Source organism: Desulfonema magnum (assembly GCF_017377395.1).
Lineage (GTDB): Bacteria > Desulfobacterota > Desulfobacteria > Desulfobacterales > 4be13 > Desulfonema_C > Desulfonema_C magnum.
Map to the genome: position 1 here is coordinate 5,713,312 of NZ_CP061800.1, position 18,662 is coordinate 5,731,973.

The following is an 18,662-nucleotide window of genomic DNA, read 5'->3' on the forward strand; positions in this document are numbered from 1 at the left end:
CTGTATATTGACAAAATTATCATACAGTATAATACAGGTTTGTCGTTAAGATTACAGCAACGCTTCTGACCAGTATTCTCCGTCCGAGGTGAGACCAATCCATCGGTGTTGCAGGGAGATATCAGCAAAACTGATAAACGGAATTTTATCTTCCTGCTTCGCAAATTCATCCTGCCATTTTATCCATGCTTCCCGGGACACTCTGTTGTCCATGAGAACCCCGTCCAGAGAGAAAAGTTCCTCCAGTTCCGCCATATCCGGAAGATGGTCCGATTTCCACAAAAAAACCTGGCGTTTCATGATGCCGTCAAATTTGATATCTGTATCTGTTGACACCAGCGTGAACAGAAATGTTCTGCTCCCATACGCGGGAAGATCAAGATCAAGATACAACGGGCGGTGCAGTTTCAGGGCCGCTTCAAAAGCAACCGGATCAGGAAGGGTATGAGGTTCCATAAACACGATTTCCAGCGGCGTCTGGGGATTTTCAACAGAAAGGATTTCCACAACTTTTAGCATAAAGGCCCGGTTGTCCAGCGGGGGTCTGAAAATGATCTGATACGGATGGGACACACGCCGGGCCATGTCTTCAATCCGGGAAAGGGGAAGTTCCGCATCCAGGATAATCTTGGAAATATAGTCACGGCCCCCGGGACGTTGCGGAATCCCCCGGGCCGGGATTTCAACAGAAGCCGTTTCAAAGCGATAGGACAGATCAAGATCAGGTTCCGGTTGCAGCACCACATCAAACACATCCTCCGCGTAAAAAAATGCGGAAAGCATATCATCCTGGCTGAAGCCGCGGGTGTCAATCACAGTGTAAGGCGGCCGGGACTGATAACGCAATCCCAGTTCCCGGGTGTTTCTTCGGAAATCCGTGCCTGGCAGCACCGACAGAAAAAAGACCTGGATGTCCTCATACATCCGGTGTTCAGCCACAAAATCCACAGATGCCTTAAAGCTCGCCAGGTCATCTCCGGGAAGGCCGATGATCAGGTCAACACTGGGTAAGACGCCGACCTCCTGAAGATGATTTACGCCTTTTCTGACCCGCTCCGGATCCGTGGGCCGGTTCATCAGTTTCAACGCCTGCGGATTGGTGGTTTGCAAACCAATTTCAAACTCTGTAAATCCCGCCCGTGCAAAGGATTGGGCCAGAGACGGGGTTATGGCCTCTGCACGGATTTCACTGCGGATGGATATCCGGCCATCATGGTTGATCCTCTCGATTTCGTTGAGCAGGTTTTTCAGACCGGGTCTGACATTAAGAGACGGATCCAGAAGATAAACTTCTCCGATGCCCTGGTCACAGGCCCATTGAATCCCCTCCAATACAAGGTCTGCTGAAACCGCCGACACATGATGCCGTGATTTGTTGTAATAGCAGTATCCGCAACGATACGGACATCCCCGCTGGGTTTCGAGCAGCATCATGTTTTCGATCTCAGGCTCCGGAAAACCTGAGAGATAAGGACTCCGCACATTGCAAAACAGCGACTCCGCACTCAGGGACGCGCTTTTCTCATGCCACAGACGCGGGTTCTGAAGCAGCTGAAGAAATACAGCTTCGCCTTCTCCATAGACACAGAAATCAACAGGTTCGGAACTGACCAGCCTGTTATCCGGAGTCATCTCCGGTCCCCCGAAAATAATTTTTATATCCTGCTCTTTTTTTACTGCCCGGGCAACATACAAAGACCTTTCAACATTCCAGCAATAGGCCGTAAAACCAAGTATATCCGGCTTTTTGGAGAGAATGAGATCAATAAGGGCAGCATCTCCGAGATAAGAGACCAGACGCTCCGACAGTACCTCGATGTGAATATCGGGCATAAGGGCTGCTGCCTGCTTCAGACACGCGGCTCCCAAGGGAATATTTCCAGTCTGTTTTCCATAAGTGAGCTGGGGAATGGGAAGCTGCAATAGTAAAACTTTCAAGTTTATCCTCGTATTTTCAGAGTGATGTTTCTGATTTCAAATTTCAATTTTTGATTTCCGAGCTTTAAGTCTCCGCCGGAAAGACATTTTCAGGTTTTCAAAGAATTCATACTCCAGAGGGATGAAAAGCAGGGCCAGAATGGTTGCGCTGGAAAGGCCCGCGACAAATGCCGTGGCCATGGGGGCCCAGGAAATGGATTTCCTCGGAATACCGATAGCCATGGGCAAAAGCCCCAGCATGGTGGTGACAGTGGTAATTAATACGGGCCGCATTCTCGCGGCGCACCCTTCAATGACCGCATCCCTGAGCGGTCTTCCCCTTCTGAGCCGGGTGTTCATAAAATCAAGCATGAGCAGCGAATCGTTCACCGCGACGCCTGCAAGCCCCACCACCGCCATAAAACTCCCGATGGTGAAAGTGGTTCTCGTGAAAAACAATCCCATGACCACACCGATGAGGGCAAACGGAACGGCTGAGATGATGATCATGGGCTGAAAATAATCATTGAACTGCGACGCCAGCACCATATAAATTCCCATCAGCGCGATGAAAAAAGCAAAAGTGAGCGAGGTGTAAGACCGGCTGGTGGATTCAAACTCCCCTCCGAAAGAGATGGAAACCCCTGCAAACTGATCTGCCTTTTCTTTAAAAAACCTGTTCACCAGCACCTGCGCCCTGGCCGGAGAAAGCTGCGCGCCCGCTTTGATATCCGAAGTAATCGTCACGGTCGGTTTCCCTTTGTATCTGGATCTCACGGTGGCTTCCTGCTCATAGGAGATATCAACCAGGTCCCTGAGCAGGACCGGAGACGCGCTGTGTTCCACGACCGGCACATCCAGAATATCCGTGGGATCGGAAAGTCCCGCGCCTCTGACATTGCCCTTGTCATCTTTCCGGGCAAGCCGCACCATGAGGTCCACTTCTTCGTCTATGGTTCTGAATTCTCCGACATGATGACCGTTCAGCGCCCCCGCGACCAGGGCCGTGACATTTCCCGGTAACAGGCCATATTCAAAAACTGTTTCCTGACGCGGCTGATATTTGACAGTTTTGTGAAAATCAGGTCTGTCATCATCCAAATCCGTGAGATCAGCAAGCTCCGGCTCAGTCCGCATGTACGCCATGATCGTGTCTGTTGCCTTTAATGCGTCTTCTATGGTAAATCCTGTGACCCGGATATTGACCGGTTTTCCAGTGGGAGGACCGTCGCTTTCAGGAAAAACGCGGACAACAGGTCCTAACGCGCTGTCTGAGTATTTCTGAGCAATGTATGCTTTCAGCTTATCCCGAATATAATCCAGATGTATCATGGGATCATCCTCGGGATTTTCAGGAAAATTCCGCTCCTTTTCCTCCGGCAAAGTCACGATGATCTGGCCGTAGTAATGGGCCGTGTGATTCTGATAGTCTTCGTCCTCATAATGTCCCGCAGAGCCTAATGCGGACTGAGCCTGATCTTCTCCCAGGGACATGATATAATCGGAAATATCACGCACCACAATATCTGTCTTCTCAATAGCTGTTCCTACAGGTAATGCGATGGTGACATGATATCTGAAATAATTTCCGGGAAAAAACTCCACTTTGATCAGGGGCATAATACCGCTTACAGAAAGAACGAGAATGGTCATGGCGACAAGGAACAGCCCGATGATAAATGAAAATGCAAAAATTTTATGATTCAGGAGCGTTGTGACGGTCCAACGATACAGTTTCCACAAAGGCGAAAAAAGTCCTGATTTCAGATGGTGGTAAGGGTCCTCATCTTCGGTGGCAGCGTGCCCTTTGATCCGTTTCGGTCCCCAGTCGAGAACGTGGATGGGAAGGATAAACAGGGCCTCAAACAAAGACGCGACAAGCGCAAATGCCACGGTTTTTGGAATCTGGGCAAAAAATTCACCTGTGCTTCCGCTCATAATCAGCATGGGAAGAAAAGCAAGGACAGTCGTCAGGGCCGAAGTGATCACCGGAAGCATGACCTCGGCAGTGCCGTCCGTGACCGCGTCTTTTTTGGTTTTCCCCATCTGAAGATGCCTGAATATGTTTTCCATGATAATGACCGCGTCATCCACCATAATTCCTGTGACCAGCACAAATGAGAACAGGCTGATGGTATTCAGAGAGACTTGGCTGAGGTGCATAATGATGATGGTGCATAAAAAGGCAAAAGGGATACCGATTGCTGTCAGCATGGCGTTTCTGAAGCCCAGGGTCAGCCAGAGCAGCAGCGTTACCAGGAACATCCCCAGAATCAGGTTGCCGCCCAGGGTGTTTACCGAGTCATTGATCTCAATGGTGGAATCATTGGTAAATACAATCTTGATGCCGTCTTTTTTATGAACCATCTCAAAATTGCGGGAAATGGTCTTGATCTGTTCGGAAAGGGTAACAGCATTTCCTTGTTCTTCCTTGATCACCCTGAGACTCAGCGTGTTTTCGCCGTTTACCGAGGGAATCCTGGAGGGGTCTCTGTAGCTGATTCTGGCATTGGTCACCAGATCCCGCACCCTGATAAAATTGCCATCTCCGTCACGACGCACCACGATATTCAGGACTTCTTCCTGGGAACGGAGCTTTTTTCCCGCGTCGAGCATATATTCGGCGGATTTTGTTCGGAAACGGCCTGTGGGGATTTTGGTATTTGCTGAACGGACCGCGTTGGCGACTTGGTTGAAGGTTATGCCGAATTTCCGAAGCTTTGCCGGATCAACTGAGACATGAAACTCCTTGTCATAGGCCTCGGAAATCTCCACATTCTGCACATCCGGAAGATTTATGAGCCGGGCTTTTAATTCATCTGCAAACAGCTTTAAGCTTGTCGGCGGAATATTCCCGGTAATGTTGACAACCACAACCGGTATCCAGGCATGGGTGTCAAGGTAGAAAAAAACCGGTTCGTCCGCGCCCGCGGGAAGCTCGTCTTTGATGTTCAGCGCCCGAAAGCGAAGTTCATCATAAAGGTCTTTGTAATCAGAGTCATCTATGAACTTGACCAGCACACTGGAGACGTTTCTGTATGAATGCGACTGGATAAATTCCACACTTTCCAAACCATCCAGGGCATCTTCTATCTTTGCCGTGACCAGTTGCTCCACATCCTCGGCCGAGGCTCCGAAATAGGTGGTGGAGATAAAAACTTTGCCAATATCCACTGTGGGCATGTTCTCAACCGGTATGGTGAGTATGCTGAATATCCCGGCGATGACAAGGATAACAAAGATAACGTTGATAAATACAATTTGTCTGATGGAAAATTTGACGACAGCTTTCATTTCAGTTACCAGTTATAGTTTTCAGTTCAGTAGCGGAGCATAAATTTTCTGATACCTGCCTGGAAAAGAAACCCAGGGTTTTCCCCGGGATGAAGCGATCTTCTTCGTAGGAAAAAGCCGGGTTTATCTTCCGTCTGGGTTGGATGATGTTCGGGTTTGTTCCGGCGTAATTTTTTTACCTTGGAAAAGCCATATAGAAAAAAATTTTCGAATTGGCAAATCCGAACCAGCTCTCTACAGCATTTCTCAATCTGACAAGAGCGGCCAAAGGGATTTTAATCTGTTGATATTATTTAACCTTCAGAATAAGCATCGTCATATCATCAAACTGGGGCATACCCGTCTGAAACGCTTTTACATCTGCGATTAATCTTTTGCACATCTCCCGGGCAGACATATCCGCATATTTGTCAAGGAGTTGTTCCAAGCGTTCTTCTCCGAATTCCTCATCATTCCTATTTATGGCCTCGGTCATTCCGTCCGTGTAAAGAACAATGGCATCCCCTTTGTGCAGATCAATTTCAGCCCGCCCCATCTCCATGCCGTCCATCATCCCCGCGATCATGGTTTTCATGCCGGGCAACATTTGAAATATGCCATCGGTATCCTGTGATGATTTTACATAAGGCATATTATGTCCCGCGGTGGAATAAACCAGATGCCCGCTTTTCTTATTAAGCACACCGTAAAAGAGGGTGATAAACATATTTGATCCCTGATCCAGAGCCACAAGCCGGTCATTAAACTCAGTCAGCACTTTGTCCGGCAGATGTTCCTGTGAAATGAGGGTCCGAAACAATGTCCGACTTGCTGCCATAAACAGGGCCGCGGGAACCCCCTTTCCGGAAACATCACCAATGACCATTCCGTAATGATCATCATCTATCTGGAAAAAATCAAAATAATCTCCGCCCACTTCCCGTGCGGGATCACATTTTCCCCAGACCTCGATTTCTTCTAATTCAGGAAATTTTTTGGGAAGAAAACTTTCCTGAATATCCTTTGCCAGCTTGAGTTCGCTTTCCGCTCTCTCCTTGGCTTTGGTGGTCTCTTCAAGCTCCTTCATGTGCTGTCGGAGATCTTTCACCATTTTATTGAACGCCAGGGAAAGCTCACCGATTTCATCTTTGTGACCTTTGGTTTCAATTCTGACAGAAAGATCACCTTGTGAAATAATACGCGCTCCCCGGGTCAGCCGGCGCAGGGGTCTTGTCAAAGACACAGAAACAATAACGGCCCCGGCCACGGCAAAGGAAAAGCCGATAACTATCCACAAAAGCAATCTCTGTTCCATCTGCCTGACTGCCAGATAGGCATCGGTCTCGCTTTTTTCAACAATGACGCTGAGGAGAGGCGTTTCAACAAAGGGTTTCAGGCTTGGGAAAGCATACGCGCCAAGCATTTTTTTTTTATCAGGCCCAATATAAAGCTGCGTGCCAATGGTATCTGTGTCAGCATGCCATCGGTCTTTTGCAGCCGCTGCAATGGAGTACTGGCTGATATCCGTTCTTGACGGATCAAATATCTTACGCCCGTCAGATTCAATCAGGATGATGGCATCTGTTTTTGTTTTGATAAACGAATGATTTTCAATTCGTTTCTTTATTCTCTCAAGATTCAGCCGGGCTGAAAGTGTTGCAGGACGGCCAAAGGTTCGTTCATCCAGCCCGAGGATCACGGTCATGAGCCATGCGTCTGCTTCCCGAAGATAAGTGAGTCCCCCTGCAAACACTGCTTTCTGCTTCTGTAATGCGGCAATTTGGCCGGATGTCAGCATCAATGTTCGAGCAGGATCAAGAGATGCTTTTTTCAACCGGGTCGAAAACTTCTCCTGGGTGACAAAAAGGGGGTGTTCAATACCTTCCACGGAAATCTGAAGAGCCACAAGTCCGCTTATACTTTTCATTCCTTCGGTAAGCAGGGAAAGTTTTTCTTTGGCCCCCAGATATTCATTTTCCACGGATTTTCTGATGAGCTGAAGCGGTCCCAGCCAGGTGTGATAAAAATCATCCTCAATATCCCGGGTGATGTCATTTGCCACAGCAATAAGATGATCCTGAGCCGAACTTTTCAATTCATCCCGGGTCATTTGGATCATGCTTCTTCCTGATATTCCCAGAGGAATCAGTGCGAGAATAATGGAAAGGACAAGCAGTTTTGTTCTCAGGCTCATGATTTACTGACTCTTTTCACCATACGCAATGTTTTTATCCCCTCCTCGTCTGTCCGATATTCTACCTTATCCATGAGTTCACGGACAAAATAGATACCTAATCCCCCGACGGGCCGGTCTTCCAGAGAAGCCTCCGGATCAGGAATCCGAGTCGCCGAGGGGTCAAAAGGTTCCCCTTTTTCATGAATTAATATCTCTATTTCGTCTGTCTTCCACTGAATAATCAGTTGAAACGTCCGAGACGGGTCTTTTTTCAGCCCGTGAATGATGGTATTTGTGCAAGCCTCATCAATCGCCAGTTGAATATCGCCGATTCCCACATCATTGAACCCGGCGTTACGCCCCGCATCAGCCGCAAGATTTCCTATTTTTGCCAAAATACGAGTATCTGCCGGAAAATCGAAGGATAGTCGTTGCATTGTTCCCCCGTTGAGAATTGAGAATTAAAAATTAAAAATTGAGAATTGAGAATTGAGAATTGAGAATTGATAGTTTCCAAATCTTCAATTCTTTCCTGTCAGACTTTTTCGAGTCTGACGAATTTATTGGCAGGCAGGCTTTTCTCAATTCTCAATTCTCAATTCTCAATTTTTAATTAAAACTTTGGGTGGCGGTCTCTGTATCATCAAAGATACTCAGAACATTGTTCAGTCCTGATATTTCAAAGACCCGGTAAACACTTGGCTGAAGTGCGGCCACATATAAATCACCTTTATGTTCGCCCCGCAGTTCTTTGGCTAACACGATAACAACCCGCAGGCCCGCACTTGCTATGAATGATACATTTTCCATGTCCAGCACAAAATGAGATATTTTCTTTTTTATTTTTTTTCGGATGAATTCTTCCACTTTGTCAGCAGTATCCGCGTCAAAACGTCCTTCCAGGTAAACCTGGTGAACATTCCCCTGTACATTCTCTGTGATATTCATAATAAACCTTACAAATTTTTATTGAATGGATTGAAAAAATATAAGCGAAAAAAAGAGTGCCAAACTTACAGCTTGGCGACACATATCTTGACAAGAAAAAGCAGATGACAGCGCCAAACTGTAAGTTTGGCACTCCATTATGACGGGTTATTCATTTCTGATAATATTTGTTCAAATCGTCATGTTCAGGCCCTCGAATGCAAGATATATTTTAAGATGTGTGTCCGGCTGTCGGCAAATATCCAAATATTCATTAGCCAAATGTAATATTTCCCATAATTTTTTATCATCATAAGCAGGCTCATGATGTGTGAAAATAAGCTTTTTTACATTTGCCTGAAGTGCCATATCAATGCCATAAAACATATTACTATGGCCCCAGTCTTCTTTTTCAATGTTTTCCAGTAATGTAAACTGAGCATCATATATCAGGATATCCGCATTATGAAAAAAATCAGTAAACGGTTTTAATGCCTTAACCGAAAGTTCCTTGTACTCGGAATCTGTGGCATAAACAATGGTTTTATTGCCGTGTGTAATTCGATAAGCGTAACTGTCTCCCGGATGGTTGAGCCGAAATGTCCTGATCTGAAGGTCGCCAATTTGAAACTGATCCTGACCATTTAACTGAACAATTTTGAATGTTGAGAGCAATGGTACAGGGAAATACTCCGGAGCCTGCTGGCCTTCAAGACGTTTTTTTAACCCGGAGGACGCGCCATATATTGTCAGCTTATTATTCGGATTAAACGCCGGGACAAAAAAAGGGAGGCCGCTGATATGATCCCAATGGGTGTGGGTCAGTAAAATATGCGCATTGATGGGGTTCCCCATACTCATACGGACAAGATCCAGCCCTAAAAGGCGGATACCGGTTCCTGCGTCCAGAATCAGCAGTTTGTTGCCTGCCCGAACCTCCACGCATGACGTATCCCCGCCGATTATCTGCCGAATGTGTCTTGGCAGTCCTTTGATAAATGACGGTATCTGACTCTCGCATGTTAAGCCTGATTTCACTCCCAGTTGTAATAATTCTTCTATTCTGGCTGTAAGTTCAGCATTTGTCAGAGGGGACGCTATAGAACCCCGTACTCCCCAAAAGCGAATATTCATCTCAAATCCGGCACTGACCCCTGGCCTTTCAGGACAGCGGACCTCCTCTCCTTTTGAAAGTTTTTATAAAACAACATGTTAAGAATTAAAGATCGCAAATTTCCAATTCTCAATTCTCAATTTTTAATTTTTTATCTTACAATATTTATTGAACAGATGACAACCTTAAATTTTCTTTTCAGATTAAAATGTGTTCAGCAAACCTGACACTCGATAATCAGATATTTTTTTCTGCCATTCATGCTTTCGCAGACTTCGGCAGGCTCAGTCGGGTCGTCGGACGGAATGGCACGTTGTTTGTCCGAACTAGTGCCCGACCGCGTTGATTCTGACGGGTTCTTCGGATGTAAGACAATTTTTCAAATTGTTTTTCGGACAAATTGAAAAATGGTCCCGCATGATTCTCATGCGTCCGGTTTTTCCGAATTTCACCCCCTCGGAACCTATCTGGTCGGATATCAGCTCAAAAAATTTGATTATCGGGTGACATATGCCGAAACACTCCGGATGCTGTTTCTTCAATCTTTCTCTTTTTAATGTCTCTGTTAAAAAGTTCTGTAATTGTTGCTCTTATGTCTTCTATGTCAGGGTATGTCTTAGCAAGATATTCAGAAGACTCTTCAATTATATCTTCCAAGCTGAACTCCGCAAGCCCCTGACAAATGAAGTGATAATCGGAAATCAGGCCCAATATGTCTCCCTTATAGGTTTCCATTGGTTCTGTATCTGAATCTGCTTTACCCGGAACTGTGCTGTTCTTTTCGGATTCAGCCACATCCAACCGTTTTGTTATTCTTTTTATATTAAAGAGTTCCATGGGAATATTACATAAAAGGGCCTCCTGGATCAGCGCATGTGCTTCATCCCTCAGCGCGTTTCCGACCTCTTTGTCTTTATTCTGGTTTTCAATCAGTCGGACTGTAAAATGGAGCGCGTTGATATAATCGGTCAGCCACTCATCATCTTTGAATTTCATATTTGCCCCCGGCCCGGGTCCGCATCTTGGTTTTAGTTAATTATATAAATTATGGCTTAACTCAATAATCTCTGAGGTAATCGAGCATACTGATTTTATGAATTTTGCAGAAAGCAGGGACATTAGCCACTTTCTTAAAACTGGCGTATAATTCTGATAAGGCTGAACTTGCTGAGTCTGAATCGTGTCTGCCGATCTGCCAAGCTCATGTTCATGTCCCTGCAAAACCTCAAATTCCGTCTGCCAGATATTTAATTTTATTCAATAATTAAAGCTCTATCTAATAATATAACTATACGAAAAAAACACAAATTGCAACAGTATATTTCAAAGTAAATGGATAAAGACAGTTTAAATTCGAGGAAGGAACCTTCTTTTTCTCAACAAAGCGGGCAATTAAAAAAGACAATCAAAAAGGGCAGTCTGATTCGGATTTTTCGCTCACCTTATTCGGCAAAAAGTCTCTGAGCCAGTTCGAACAACTCTTCAGGCTTCGGGGAGGATACCGCCATCCTTCTGAATATTTAACATATTCAGCCAATGGGAGAATACTTTCTTTGGTAGTCTTTCAAAATGTAGCGATAAATCCCGTTCAGTCCCCCGATTATCAGCTCACTGAATCTCATTCATCACTGCTTGTGCAGGACTACCAAAAATACGTTATAGTATTCAAATTTAGGTCAGTCCCGGCATGATTTTTGCGGAGGTAAGGTTACCTCGGGGAAAAAGCCGTTTCCGAGCCTGAAAAATTCGTCCTGTCTGTCGGAATCCGTCATGCAGCCTCAGCACGCAATTTTCGTGCCGGAACAAACCTAAATCTGACAATTATATAGTGATCACTGGCATAAATTATGCTTTCTGAAAATCGGATTCCTGCTTTCGCAGGAATGACAGGCCGGTGATAGTATTCTGAAATTCTGAAATGACAGGCATTCTGTCCGAACCAGGTTAGAAAACCTGATCATTGAGTATCAGTACCTTATCCTGTCTCAAATTTTTTCTTTAAATTTACTATTGCAAAAATTCTGAATATAAGTTTAAATAAAATCGTTTGTTTATTATCTGATGATTTATTTTAAGTTTAAATTGCAGGTGGATAAGAAAAAACTCTGAAAATATTGAAACATAATCAGCAGTTCAAAAATGACTGAAAATTCAAGCATTATTCGTAGTCTCGCCTTCAGGAAGTCTTTATAATAAGATAGTTGCAATCATGTGACAGACCCCCCTGAAAGCGGAAGTACGAATTTTTTTAATCTGCTGATAATTCACAATTTCAGATGAAACGTATTAACTTTGCACATCGTAAACCTTGCACCGCACCGGAGAGAGCCTCTATGATCTCTTATTATAACCCACCGTGCTATTTATCAGAAGATTTAATAATATCAGGCAGCGGTTCTCCACACAAACATGCCATTGCTTTTTATACCCATATAACCTACTTATATCACAGAAAAATTCACAGATTAAAAAATTTACAAAAAGTCAGGAAAGCTTCCCTGAACACGGTCAATGATTCAAGCCGAATCAACAATTCATCACAAGCAAGACAACTTAATCCGTTTTTTTTACTTAGCCCCCGGCATCGGACAATGTAACGGTTGGTGATTGAAAAACTGCCTTTAATGGATAAAAAAAAATAGGAGAACAAGGAATGGATAAAACTGTATCTTTCGAATATTATATCAGGCCATTATGGTATGTGGTCGGGGAAATACGGGACAAAGTGGAAGCCCTTTTGGAATTTGAAAACTCACTGAATGACGCATGTAAAATGGTTTCCTCTGAATTGCTTGAAAATGCCCTTAAATACGGTACCTGTCTTAAAAGAGGGAGTGACACAAGGTTTGAATTTACCGCAGATGAAAAACAAATTAGGATTGAAGTTTCTAATGATATCTACTCAGAGGACGATTACAAGTCGTTAAAAGATAATATTGATCAGATTAATGCATCAGATAATGTCAGAAACCTTTATATCGAGCGGCTCCGGCTGATGATGGAAAATACAAAAATGGTCAAAAGCCAGCTCGGTTTGTATCGTATCACTTACGAAGGCAAGTTTAAACTGAGTTACCAGCTTGAAGATACAAGATTAACCATCACAGCAATCAGGGAATTAGAAAGCAAAAACTGAGCATAAAATGAAATCCCTCCGGCTTTGATTTCCTAATCTCTCTGATAAATTGAAAGGAATAGTCTATGAAAAATTTTGACAATGGGTATCTGCAAATCATTTTAACTCGGAAGGGGGGCGCTGTTTCAATGTCCTGGCAGGGAAAAAGCGACGACAGCAATCCGTCCGTATCTCTGAATCCGTATTTGGAGCAGCTTGTTAATGAATTAAAAGGAGATGAACTGTTCATTGAATATAACACATTGAAATATATGAATTCATCAACGGTAATGCCGATCATGCAGTTCATGAAAAATCTGGAGGCGGGCGGGATTAAGACCATGATCACCTATGATTCCGGTTCTGATTGGCAGAGAGCCACATTTTCAGCGTTGCAAGCCCTGTCCTGCATTATGAACAATATTACGGTAAAAGCGATTTGATATAATATTCACTTTAATATCAAATTTTACTGAAATCATACCTTCTAAATTCGTATTTAAATGAGGGATCAGAGAGTGATTAATGCCTCATCAGAGGAGACATATTTGTAACTCAGCTGTCCTATCAGCCGTCCAAAGCTTCACTAAAGACATAAGTAGTACACCACTTCGTAAATACATTACCCCCTTTACAGAACACAACAGGCTGATTTTATAAGAACTGACAAACGCATTAAGGGGGTAACAAACTTTCAAAGTAGTGTAGTAGTTTGATAAAAATTTTTCGGTATTTTTTCCGGAGTGCGAAAATGAAATTTTCGCACATGCTGAAATTTCATTTCAACACTCCGGATCAGAAGAAATGCTGAAAAATTTATGGATAGGTATTTAAAAATATCTGGGCAAAAGTTTTTGTACATCTATAGACAAATGTCGGAAAGCTTATGGTTAGATATTTATATAATATCAGCAGATCGAAAACTTTTCATTCTGTCCGTGAAACCACATGGATTTGATTTAGTAATGATATGAAGTCCTTATCCAATAAAATCCTTGCAATTCTCATCGGCTCGAAAAAAAACCGTATATCCGAAAATTTTCGATCTGCTGAATATTTATAAAGGAGGTAATAAGTACCTAACCATAAGTTTTCGATATTTGCCAAGGAAAGAAACCCGGCTTTTTTTCCGGAATGATCCGCTTCCGCTGAAGGAAAAAGCCGGGTTTCTCCGCGGTTCACGGAAAAAAAAGATTTATAAAAAACTTTTGATCGGGTACTTATCTATGCGTTGAGATGAACCAGCATGGCAGACAAAATTGTAAAAATCGGAACATTGGAACCCAAAGGAGGAAATATGAAAAAAGGTATTATGTATCTGACCATCCTCGTATTCGGGAGCGTCGTATGGGGGACGGCATATGCGGATGTTCTTCTTATCGCTCATAAGAGCGTGCCGGAAAAGGTGCTGTCCGAAAAGGAGGTCCGTCAGATTTTTATGAGGAAGAAGATGAAATGGGCCGACAACAGCGTGATAAAACCGGCGGTTCTCGAAGATACCGAGATACACGACGCGTTTCTGGAACAGCATGTGGGGCGGAGCCGTTCCAAATGGCGGGCATATTGGAAAAAGATGGTCTTTACGGGCCGGGGCCTGCCGCCGAAAACCTTTGAGAGCCAGAAGGAACTGGTCCGGTATGTGGCGGAGACCCCGGGCGCTGTTGGCTATATTAATTCTCGGACATCTCATAAGAATGTGACGGTCATTTCTGTGAAATAGGAGGAAGACATGAAAAAAATTTTCTGCTGGGTTCTGATGATGCTGAACGTCGGAACCAATGTGCATGCATTTGATCCCGATCAGATTCAGATTCACGGGTTTGTGTCCCAGGGCTACCTGATATCCGACAACAATGACTATATGTGGACTGAGACCGAGGACGGTTCATTCCAGTTCAATGAGATGGGCATCAATTTTGCGACCCAGCTCACCGACGACCTCCGCGTGGGACTTCAGTTTCTGTCCCGTGATCTGGGAGAAATTGGCAATAACGAGGTGGAGTTGGACTGGGCATTTGCAGACTACCATTTCAGAGACTGGCTGGGGCTTCGGGTCGGGAGGATGAAACTGAGATACGGATTTTATAACCAGAGCAGGGACATTGACGCTGCCAGGACTTGGATTCTCTTACCCATGAGCGTTTATGACGAACTCACCCGGGAATTATATACCTCTGTCACAGGCATCGGAATTTATGGCGAAATCCATGGTGGGCTGAGCTATGAATTTCAGATAGGGCCATTTGATCTGGATGAAAAGAGCGGACTTGCGAAGATGACATCTGACCCTGCCCGGGAAGATCTGATCAGCATAGACTCGGAAAGTGACAATCTCGTTCTCGGGCTTGAGTGGAAAACCCCTCTTGAGGGATTAAAAATAGGGGCAACTTACAAAAAAGAAGAGAGTTCCGTCGAGGCAAACACCTTGGAAATACCGCCTGTCCCAATATCTCGGAATAATAAAGCGAAGATTACAACCGGGTCAGTAGAATATGCCTATGAAGATTTTGTTTTCAGTGCGGAATATCGGCACAGAGAACTGAATATCAGAATGGGAGAGAGAACCTTGGTTAAAGACCGTTGTGAAGAAGGATATTACGCGGCTGTCCAGTACCGTTTTACAGACTGGCTCGAACTGGGATCATATTATGCCGTTATCTACGCTGATAAAGATGACAAAAACGGAGATGGCTACGAAGCCCGTGGGCTGCCCAGAGAAGAGGCATGGCAAAAAGATATTGCGCTGTCGGCCCGGTTCGACATCAATGATTACTGGATATTCAAGCTGGAGAGCCATTTCATGGATGGTCTGTATCGTGTGGATTATGATCCTTCGGACCCGGAAGATCAGTGGATCCTGTTTGCCGCCAAGATGACGTTCAGCTTCTGAGAGATTGAGAGGCAAATAAACACGAGATACCTTGTGGTTCCATGGGACATAAGGGAAGGTGACATTATGTGCTGAGATGAACCGTCATGACTGGCAAAACAGTAAGAACCGGAACATTGGAACCCAAAGGAGGAAATATGAAAAAAGGTATTATGTATCTGACCATCCTCGTATTCGGGAGCGTCGTATGGGGGACGGCATATGCGGATGTTCTTCTTATCGCTCATAAGAGCGTGCCGGAAAAGGTGCTGTCCGAAAAGGAGGTCCGTCAGATTTTTATGAGGAAGAAGATGAAATGGGCCGACAACAGCGTGATAAAACCGGCGGTTCTCGAAGATACCGAGATACACGACGCGTTTCTGGAACAGCATGTGGGGCGGAGCCGTTCCAAATGGCGGGCATATTGGAAAAAGATGGTCTTTACGGGCCGGGGCCTGCCGCCGAAAACCTTTGAGAGCCAGAAGGAACTGGTCCGGTATGTGGCGGAGACCCCGGGCGCTGTTGGCTATATTAATTCTCGGACATCTCATAAGAATGTGACGGTCATTTCTGTGAAATAGGAGGAAGACATGAAAAAAATTTTCTGCTGGGTTCTGATGATGCTGAACGTCGGAACCAATGTGCATGCATTTGATCCCGATCAGATTCAGATTCACGGGTTTGTGTCCCAGGGCTACCTGATATCCGACAACAACGACTATATGCTCACCAAGACCGAGGACGGCTCCTTCCAGTTCAATGAGATGGGTATCAATTTCGCGACCCAGCTCACCGATGAGATTCGCGTCGGTCTCCAGTTCCTGTCCCGGGATCTGGGGGAGATCGGCAACAATGAAGTGGAACTGGACTGGGCCTTAGCGGACTATCATTTCAGAGATTGGCTGGGACTTCAGGTCGGGAAGATGAAAGCGAAATACGGCTTTCACAACCAGAGCAGGGACATCGACGCGGCCCGGACCTGGATATTGCTGCCCATGGGCATCTACAACGAAACACTCAGGGATCTGACGGCCTCCATGACGGGCGTGGGAATATACGGCAGCCTTCCCGGGGGTCTGACCTATCAGTTCCAAGCAGGCTCTTTGGAGGTGGACAAGGACAGCGGCGTAGCCCGGATGCTCGAAGGATTCGGCGCGGAAGTCGTGAGCATGGAGTCGGAAAGCGACAATTTCACCGTCGGTCTCGAATGGGAGACACCTCTCGACGGATTGAGAATAGGGGTCACCCGCACCGCGCTCAGGCTGTCCTATGAGGCGGTTTTTCCGGGTATGTCTGCTCCCATGGAAAACGATGTAGAAGGCGACAAGACAGTCGCTTCCCTGGAATATATGTATGAGAACTTCACCCTCGATTCTGAATACCGCCTGCTCGACAACAATCTGGGAGGCAGCGATAACACCGCGGAAAGCTATTTCGCGGGCATCCGGTACCGATTCTCGGACTGGTTTGAGGCGGGAACCTACTACTGTGTCTTCTACTGTAACAAGGACGACAGGGACGGGAAGGGCTTCGAGGCCATGGGACTGCCCAGGGAACTGGGGTGGTGCAAGGACATCGCGTTGTCCGTCCGCTTCGACATCAACAACAACTGGGTTTTCAAGCTGGAAGGCCATCACATGGACGGACTGAACGGTGTCGTCCGTTACGATCCCGCGGACCCGGACACCCGATGGCTCCTGTTCGCCGCCAAGATGACGTTCAGCTTCTGACAGACCGATAGGAAATAAGTACCTGAGCAAAAATTTTTTATACATCTTTTTTTCTGTGAGCGGCGGAGAAACCCGGCTTTTTCCTTTGTCGGAGAGGCATCATTCCGGAAAAAAAACCGGGTTTCTTCCTGGGCAAATATTGAAAACTTATGGTTAGGTACTTATCTCCTAAAGTAAAGCAGCTACATATCCGGAGTGCCAAACTTGCAGTTTGGCCTGAGTCATGGCTTGCCAAACTATAAGTTTGGCACTCCTCGTTTTTGGTTTCAGGCACAAACACACCTATGTTCATCATGACTGGCATGATGGAGCAAGACAAAAAGAGGAGGAATGAAAAGTGAGAGGAATATTAGCAGTCGTTGTCTTGATGTCTCTGGCAAGTGGAACAGCGTTCCCGTTCGATGTGGGCGATATCGAAATCCACGGGTTCGCAAGTACAGGCTACATGAAATCGAATCATAACAATTTTCTGATCCCGTCCGAGGAAGGGAGTTTCGAGTTTAACGAGGCCGGGATCAATTTTGCAGCTTCTCTGACAAACGACATACGGGTCGGAATGCAGCTTTACGCTTATGATATCGGGGATATCGGAAACAATGACATAAAGCTGGAGTGGGCGTTTCTTGATTATCAGTGGAAGGAGGAACTGGGCATAAGGCTTGGAAAAATCAAAACGCCTTATGGCCTGTATAACGAAGTCCAGGATTATGACATGCTTCGCACATCAACGCTTCTCCCTCAGAGTGTTTATTATAAATATCATCGTGACACAATCATAAGTTTTCAGGGCGTTGGCATATATGGGAATCTTTCCATGGGACCGGCAGGCACCCTGGGATATGATCTGTTTGCAGGTACAATGGATATCGAAAATGATGGTGGTCTGGCCAAGACTTTTTCACAAGATGATATCATTTTCAAATCTTCGAAAATGGATTATGTAGCCGGTGGCAGAATAAAATGGAGGCCCCCTCTTGACAAGCTGCTCCTTGCCGGAACCCTTTATCAATTTGATTGGAGTACTAATCTCGAATCATCTGTCGCGCCTGTGAAAATCAGAACATCAATGCCCACGGCAATCGTCTCCATTCTTTCAGCCGAATACAGCATGGGAAACCTGACTGCCGCGGCAGAATACTATCAGCTAAAAGGAACCATGACCGTGACACAGGACATGTCAGCCCTGGGGATGCCCAATCCGGATCCGACTGAAGTAGATTCGAAAAGCGAAGGCTACTACGGCCGAATATCTTATCGACTCACAGACTGGCTTGAGGCCGGAGCCTATTATTCTGTCTATTACCCTGACAAAGATGACCGGGACGGAGAAAATCAGATAGCAATGGGAAAGCCCGACTATGCCGCCTGGCAGAAAGACCTGACCCTTAGCACACGGTTTGACATTACAGATTTCTGGCTCGTAAAGCTGGAAGTCCATTTCATGGATGGGGTGGCATTATGTGTGGAACAGGACAACCCTGACGGCTATGAAAAAGACTGGACCCTGTTCGCGGTCAAGACCACGTTCAGCTTCTGAATCA

14 protein-coding genes are annotated in these 18,662 nt (G+C 45.5%); 7 read left to right on the plus strand and 7 right to left on the minus strand.

Translation table 11 applies throughout. From position 1 onward, the window contains the following. Positions 1-51: 51 nt before the first annotated feature. The 7 genes from dnm_RS21795 to dnm_RS21825 all read right to left on the minus strand — a co-directional run bounded on the left by dnm_RS21795 (position 52) and on the right by dnm_RS21825 (position 10,403). On the minus strand, positions 52-1,938 hold the full coding sequence (locus dnm_RS21795; RefSeq protein WP_207679006.1) for a B12-binding domain-containing radical SAM protein: 1,887 nt from the start codon (positions 1,936-1,938) through the stop codon (positions 52-54). Positions 1,939-1,974: 36 nt separating this feature from the next. Continuing rightward, entirely contained in the window at positions 1,975-5,211 is a 3,237-nt protein-coding gene (locus dnm_RS21800) for an efflux RND transporter permease subunit (protein ID WP_207679007.1), read from the minus strand. Between the two features lie 289 nt (positions 5,212-5,500). Continuing rightward, complete coding sequence (locus tag dnm_RS21805; protein WP_207679008.1) at positions 5,501-7,384, minus strand: SpoIIE family protein phosphatase; 1,884 nt, start codon at positions 7,382-7,384, stop codon at positions 5,501-5,503. Further along, positions 7,381-7,803, minus strand: coding sequence for an ATP-binding protein (locus dnm_RS21810; protein WP_207679009.1), 423 nt, complete (start codon positions 7,801-7,803; stop codon positions 7,381-7,383). The genes dnm_RS21805 and dnm_RS21810 overlap by 4 nt, the downstream gene beginning before the upstream one ends. 172 nt (positions 7,804-7,975) lie before the next feature. Continuing rightward, entirely contained in the window at positions 7,976-8,314 is a 339-nt protein-coding gene (locus dnm_RS21815) for an STAS domain-containing protein (RefSeq protein ID WP_207679010.1), read from the minus strand. 171 nt (positions 8,315-8,485) lie between these two features. Further along, the gene (locus dnm_RS21820) at positions 8,486-9,427 is read right to left on the minus strand and encodes an MBL fold metallo-hydrolase (RefSeq protein WP_207679011.1); all 942 of its coding nucleotides are present in this window, start codon (positions 9,425-9,427) and stop codon (positions 8,486-8,488) included. Between the two features lie 463 nt (positions 9,428-9,890). Next, complete coding sequence (locus dnm_RS21825; protein WP_207679012.1) at positions 9,891-10,403, minus strand: hypothetical protein; 513 nt, start codon at positions 10,401-10,403, stop codon at positions 9,891-9,893. A 1,657-nt stretch (positions 10,404-12,060) separates the two neighbouring features. On the opposite strand from dnm_RS21825, the gene dnm_RS21830 reads away from it, so the two are divergent. From dnm_RS21830 to dnm_RS21860, 7 genes are all read left to right on the plus strand, one after another. Then, positions 12,061-12,543, plus strand: coding sequence for a hypothetical protein (locus dnm_RS21830; RefSeq protein WP_207679013.1), 483 nt, complete (start codon positions 12,061-12,063; stop codon positions 12,541-12,543). Between the two features lie 65 nt (positions 12,544-12,608). Beyond that, positions 12,609-12,965: a hypothetical protein gene (locus dnm_RS21835; protein WP_207679014.1), complete on the plus strand. Its 357-nt coding sequence runs from the start codon at positions 12,609-12,611 to the stop codon at positions 12,963-12,965. A gap of 803 nt (positions 12,966-13,768) precedes the next feature. Then, complete coding sequence (locus tag dnm_RS21840) at positions 13,769-14,242, plus strand: type 2 periplasmic-binding domain-containing protein (protein ID WP_207679015.1); 474 nt, start codon at positions 13,769-13,771, stop codon at positions 14,240-14,242. A 9-nt stretch (positions 14,243-14,251) separates the two neighbouring features. Next, complete coding sequence (locus tag dnm_RS21845; protein ID WP_207679016.1) at positions 14,252-15,412, plus strand: hypothetical protein; 1,161 nt, start codon at positions 14,252-14,254, stop codon at positions 15,410-15,412. An 86-nt stretch (positions 15,413-15,498) separates the two neighbouring features. After that, positions 15,499-15,972: a type 2 periplasmic-binding domain-containing protein gene (locus dnm_RS21850; RefSeq protein WP_207679017.1), complete on the plus strand. Its 474-nt coding sequence runs from the start codon at positions 15,499-15,501 to the stop codon at positions 15,970-15,972. A gap of 9 nt (positions 15,973-15,981) precedes the next feature. After that, complete coding sequence (locus dnm_RS21855) at positions 15,982-17,121, plus strand: hypothetical protein (RefSeq protein WP_207679018.1); 1,140 nt, start codon at positions 15,982-15,984, stop codon at positions 17,119-17,121. 337 nt (positions 17,122-17,458) lie between these two features. Further along, positions 17,459-18,658, plus strand: a complete 1,200-nt coding sequence (locus tag dnm_RS21860) for a hypothetical protein (protein ID WP_207679019.1) — start codon at positions 17,459-17,461, stop codon at positions 18,656-18,658. Positions 18,659-18,662 lie beyond the last annotated feature (4 nt).

Bases quoted from the DNA above. Each gene is read 5' to 3' on its own strand.
- dnm_RS21855 (WP_207679018.1), top strand. From the start codon at position 15,982: ATGAAAAAAATTTTCTGCTGGGTTCTGATGATGCTGAACGTCGGAACC.
- dnm_RS21815 (WP_207679010.1), bottom strand. From the start codon at position 8,314: ATGAATATCACAGAGAATGTACAGGGGAATGTTCACCAGGTTTACCTG.
- dnm_RS21820 (WP_207679011.1), bottom strand. From the start codon at position 9,427: ATGAATATTCGCTTTTGGGGAGTACGGGGTTCTATAGCGTCCCCTCTG.
- dnm_RS21850 (WP_207679017.1), top strand. From the start codon at position 15,499: ATGACTGGCAAAACAGTAAGAACCGGAACATTGGAACCCAAAGGAGGA.
- dnm_RS21825 (WP_207679012.1), bottom strand. From the start codon at position 10,403: ATGAAATTCAAAGATGATGAGTGGCTGACCGATTATATCAACGCGCTC.
- dnm_RS21800 (WP_207679007.1), bottom strand. From the start codon at position 5,211: ATGAAAGCTGTCGTCAAATTTTCCATCAGACAAATTGTATTTATCAAC.
- dnm_RS21835 (WP_207679014.1), top strand. From the start codon at position 12,609: ATGAAAAATTTTGACAATGGGTATCTGCAAATCATTTTAACTCGGAAG.
- dnm_RS21805 (WP_207679008.1), bottom strand. From the start codon at position 7,384: ATGAGCCTGAGAACAAAACTGCTTGTCCTTTCCATTATTCTCGCACTG.
- dnm_RS21830 (WP_207679013.1), top strand. From the start codon at position 12,061: ATGGATAAAACTGTATCTTTCGAATATTATATCAGGCCATTATGGTAT.
- dnm_RS21845 (WP_207679016.1), top strand. From the start codon at position 14,252: ATGAAAAAAATTTTCTGCTGGGTTCTGATGATGCTGAACGTCGGAACC.
- dnm_RS21840 (WP_207679015.1), top strand. From the start codon at position 13,769: ATGGCAGACAAAATTGTAAAAATCGGAACATTGGAACCCAAAGGAGGA.
- dnm_RS21810 (WP_207679009.1), bottom strand. From the start codon at position 7,803: ATGCAACGACTATCCTTCGATTTTCCGGCAGATACTCGTATTTTGGCA.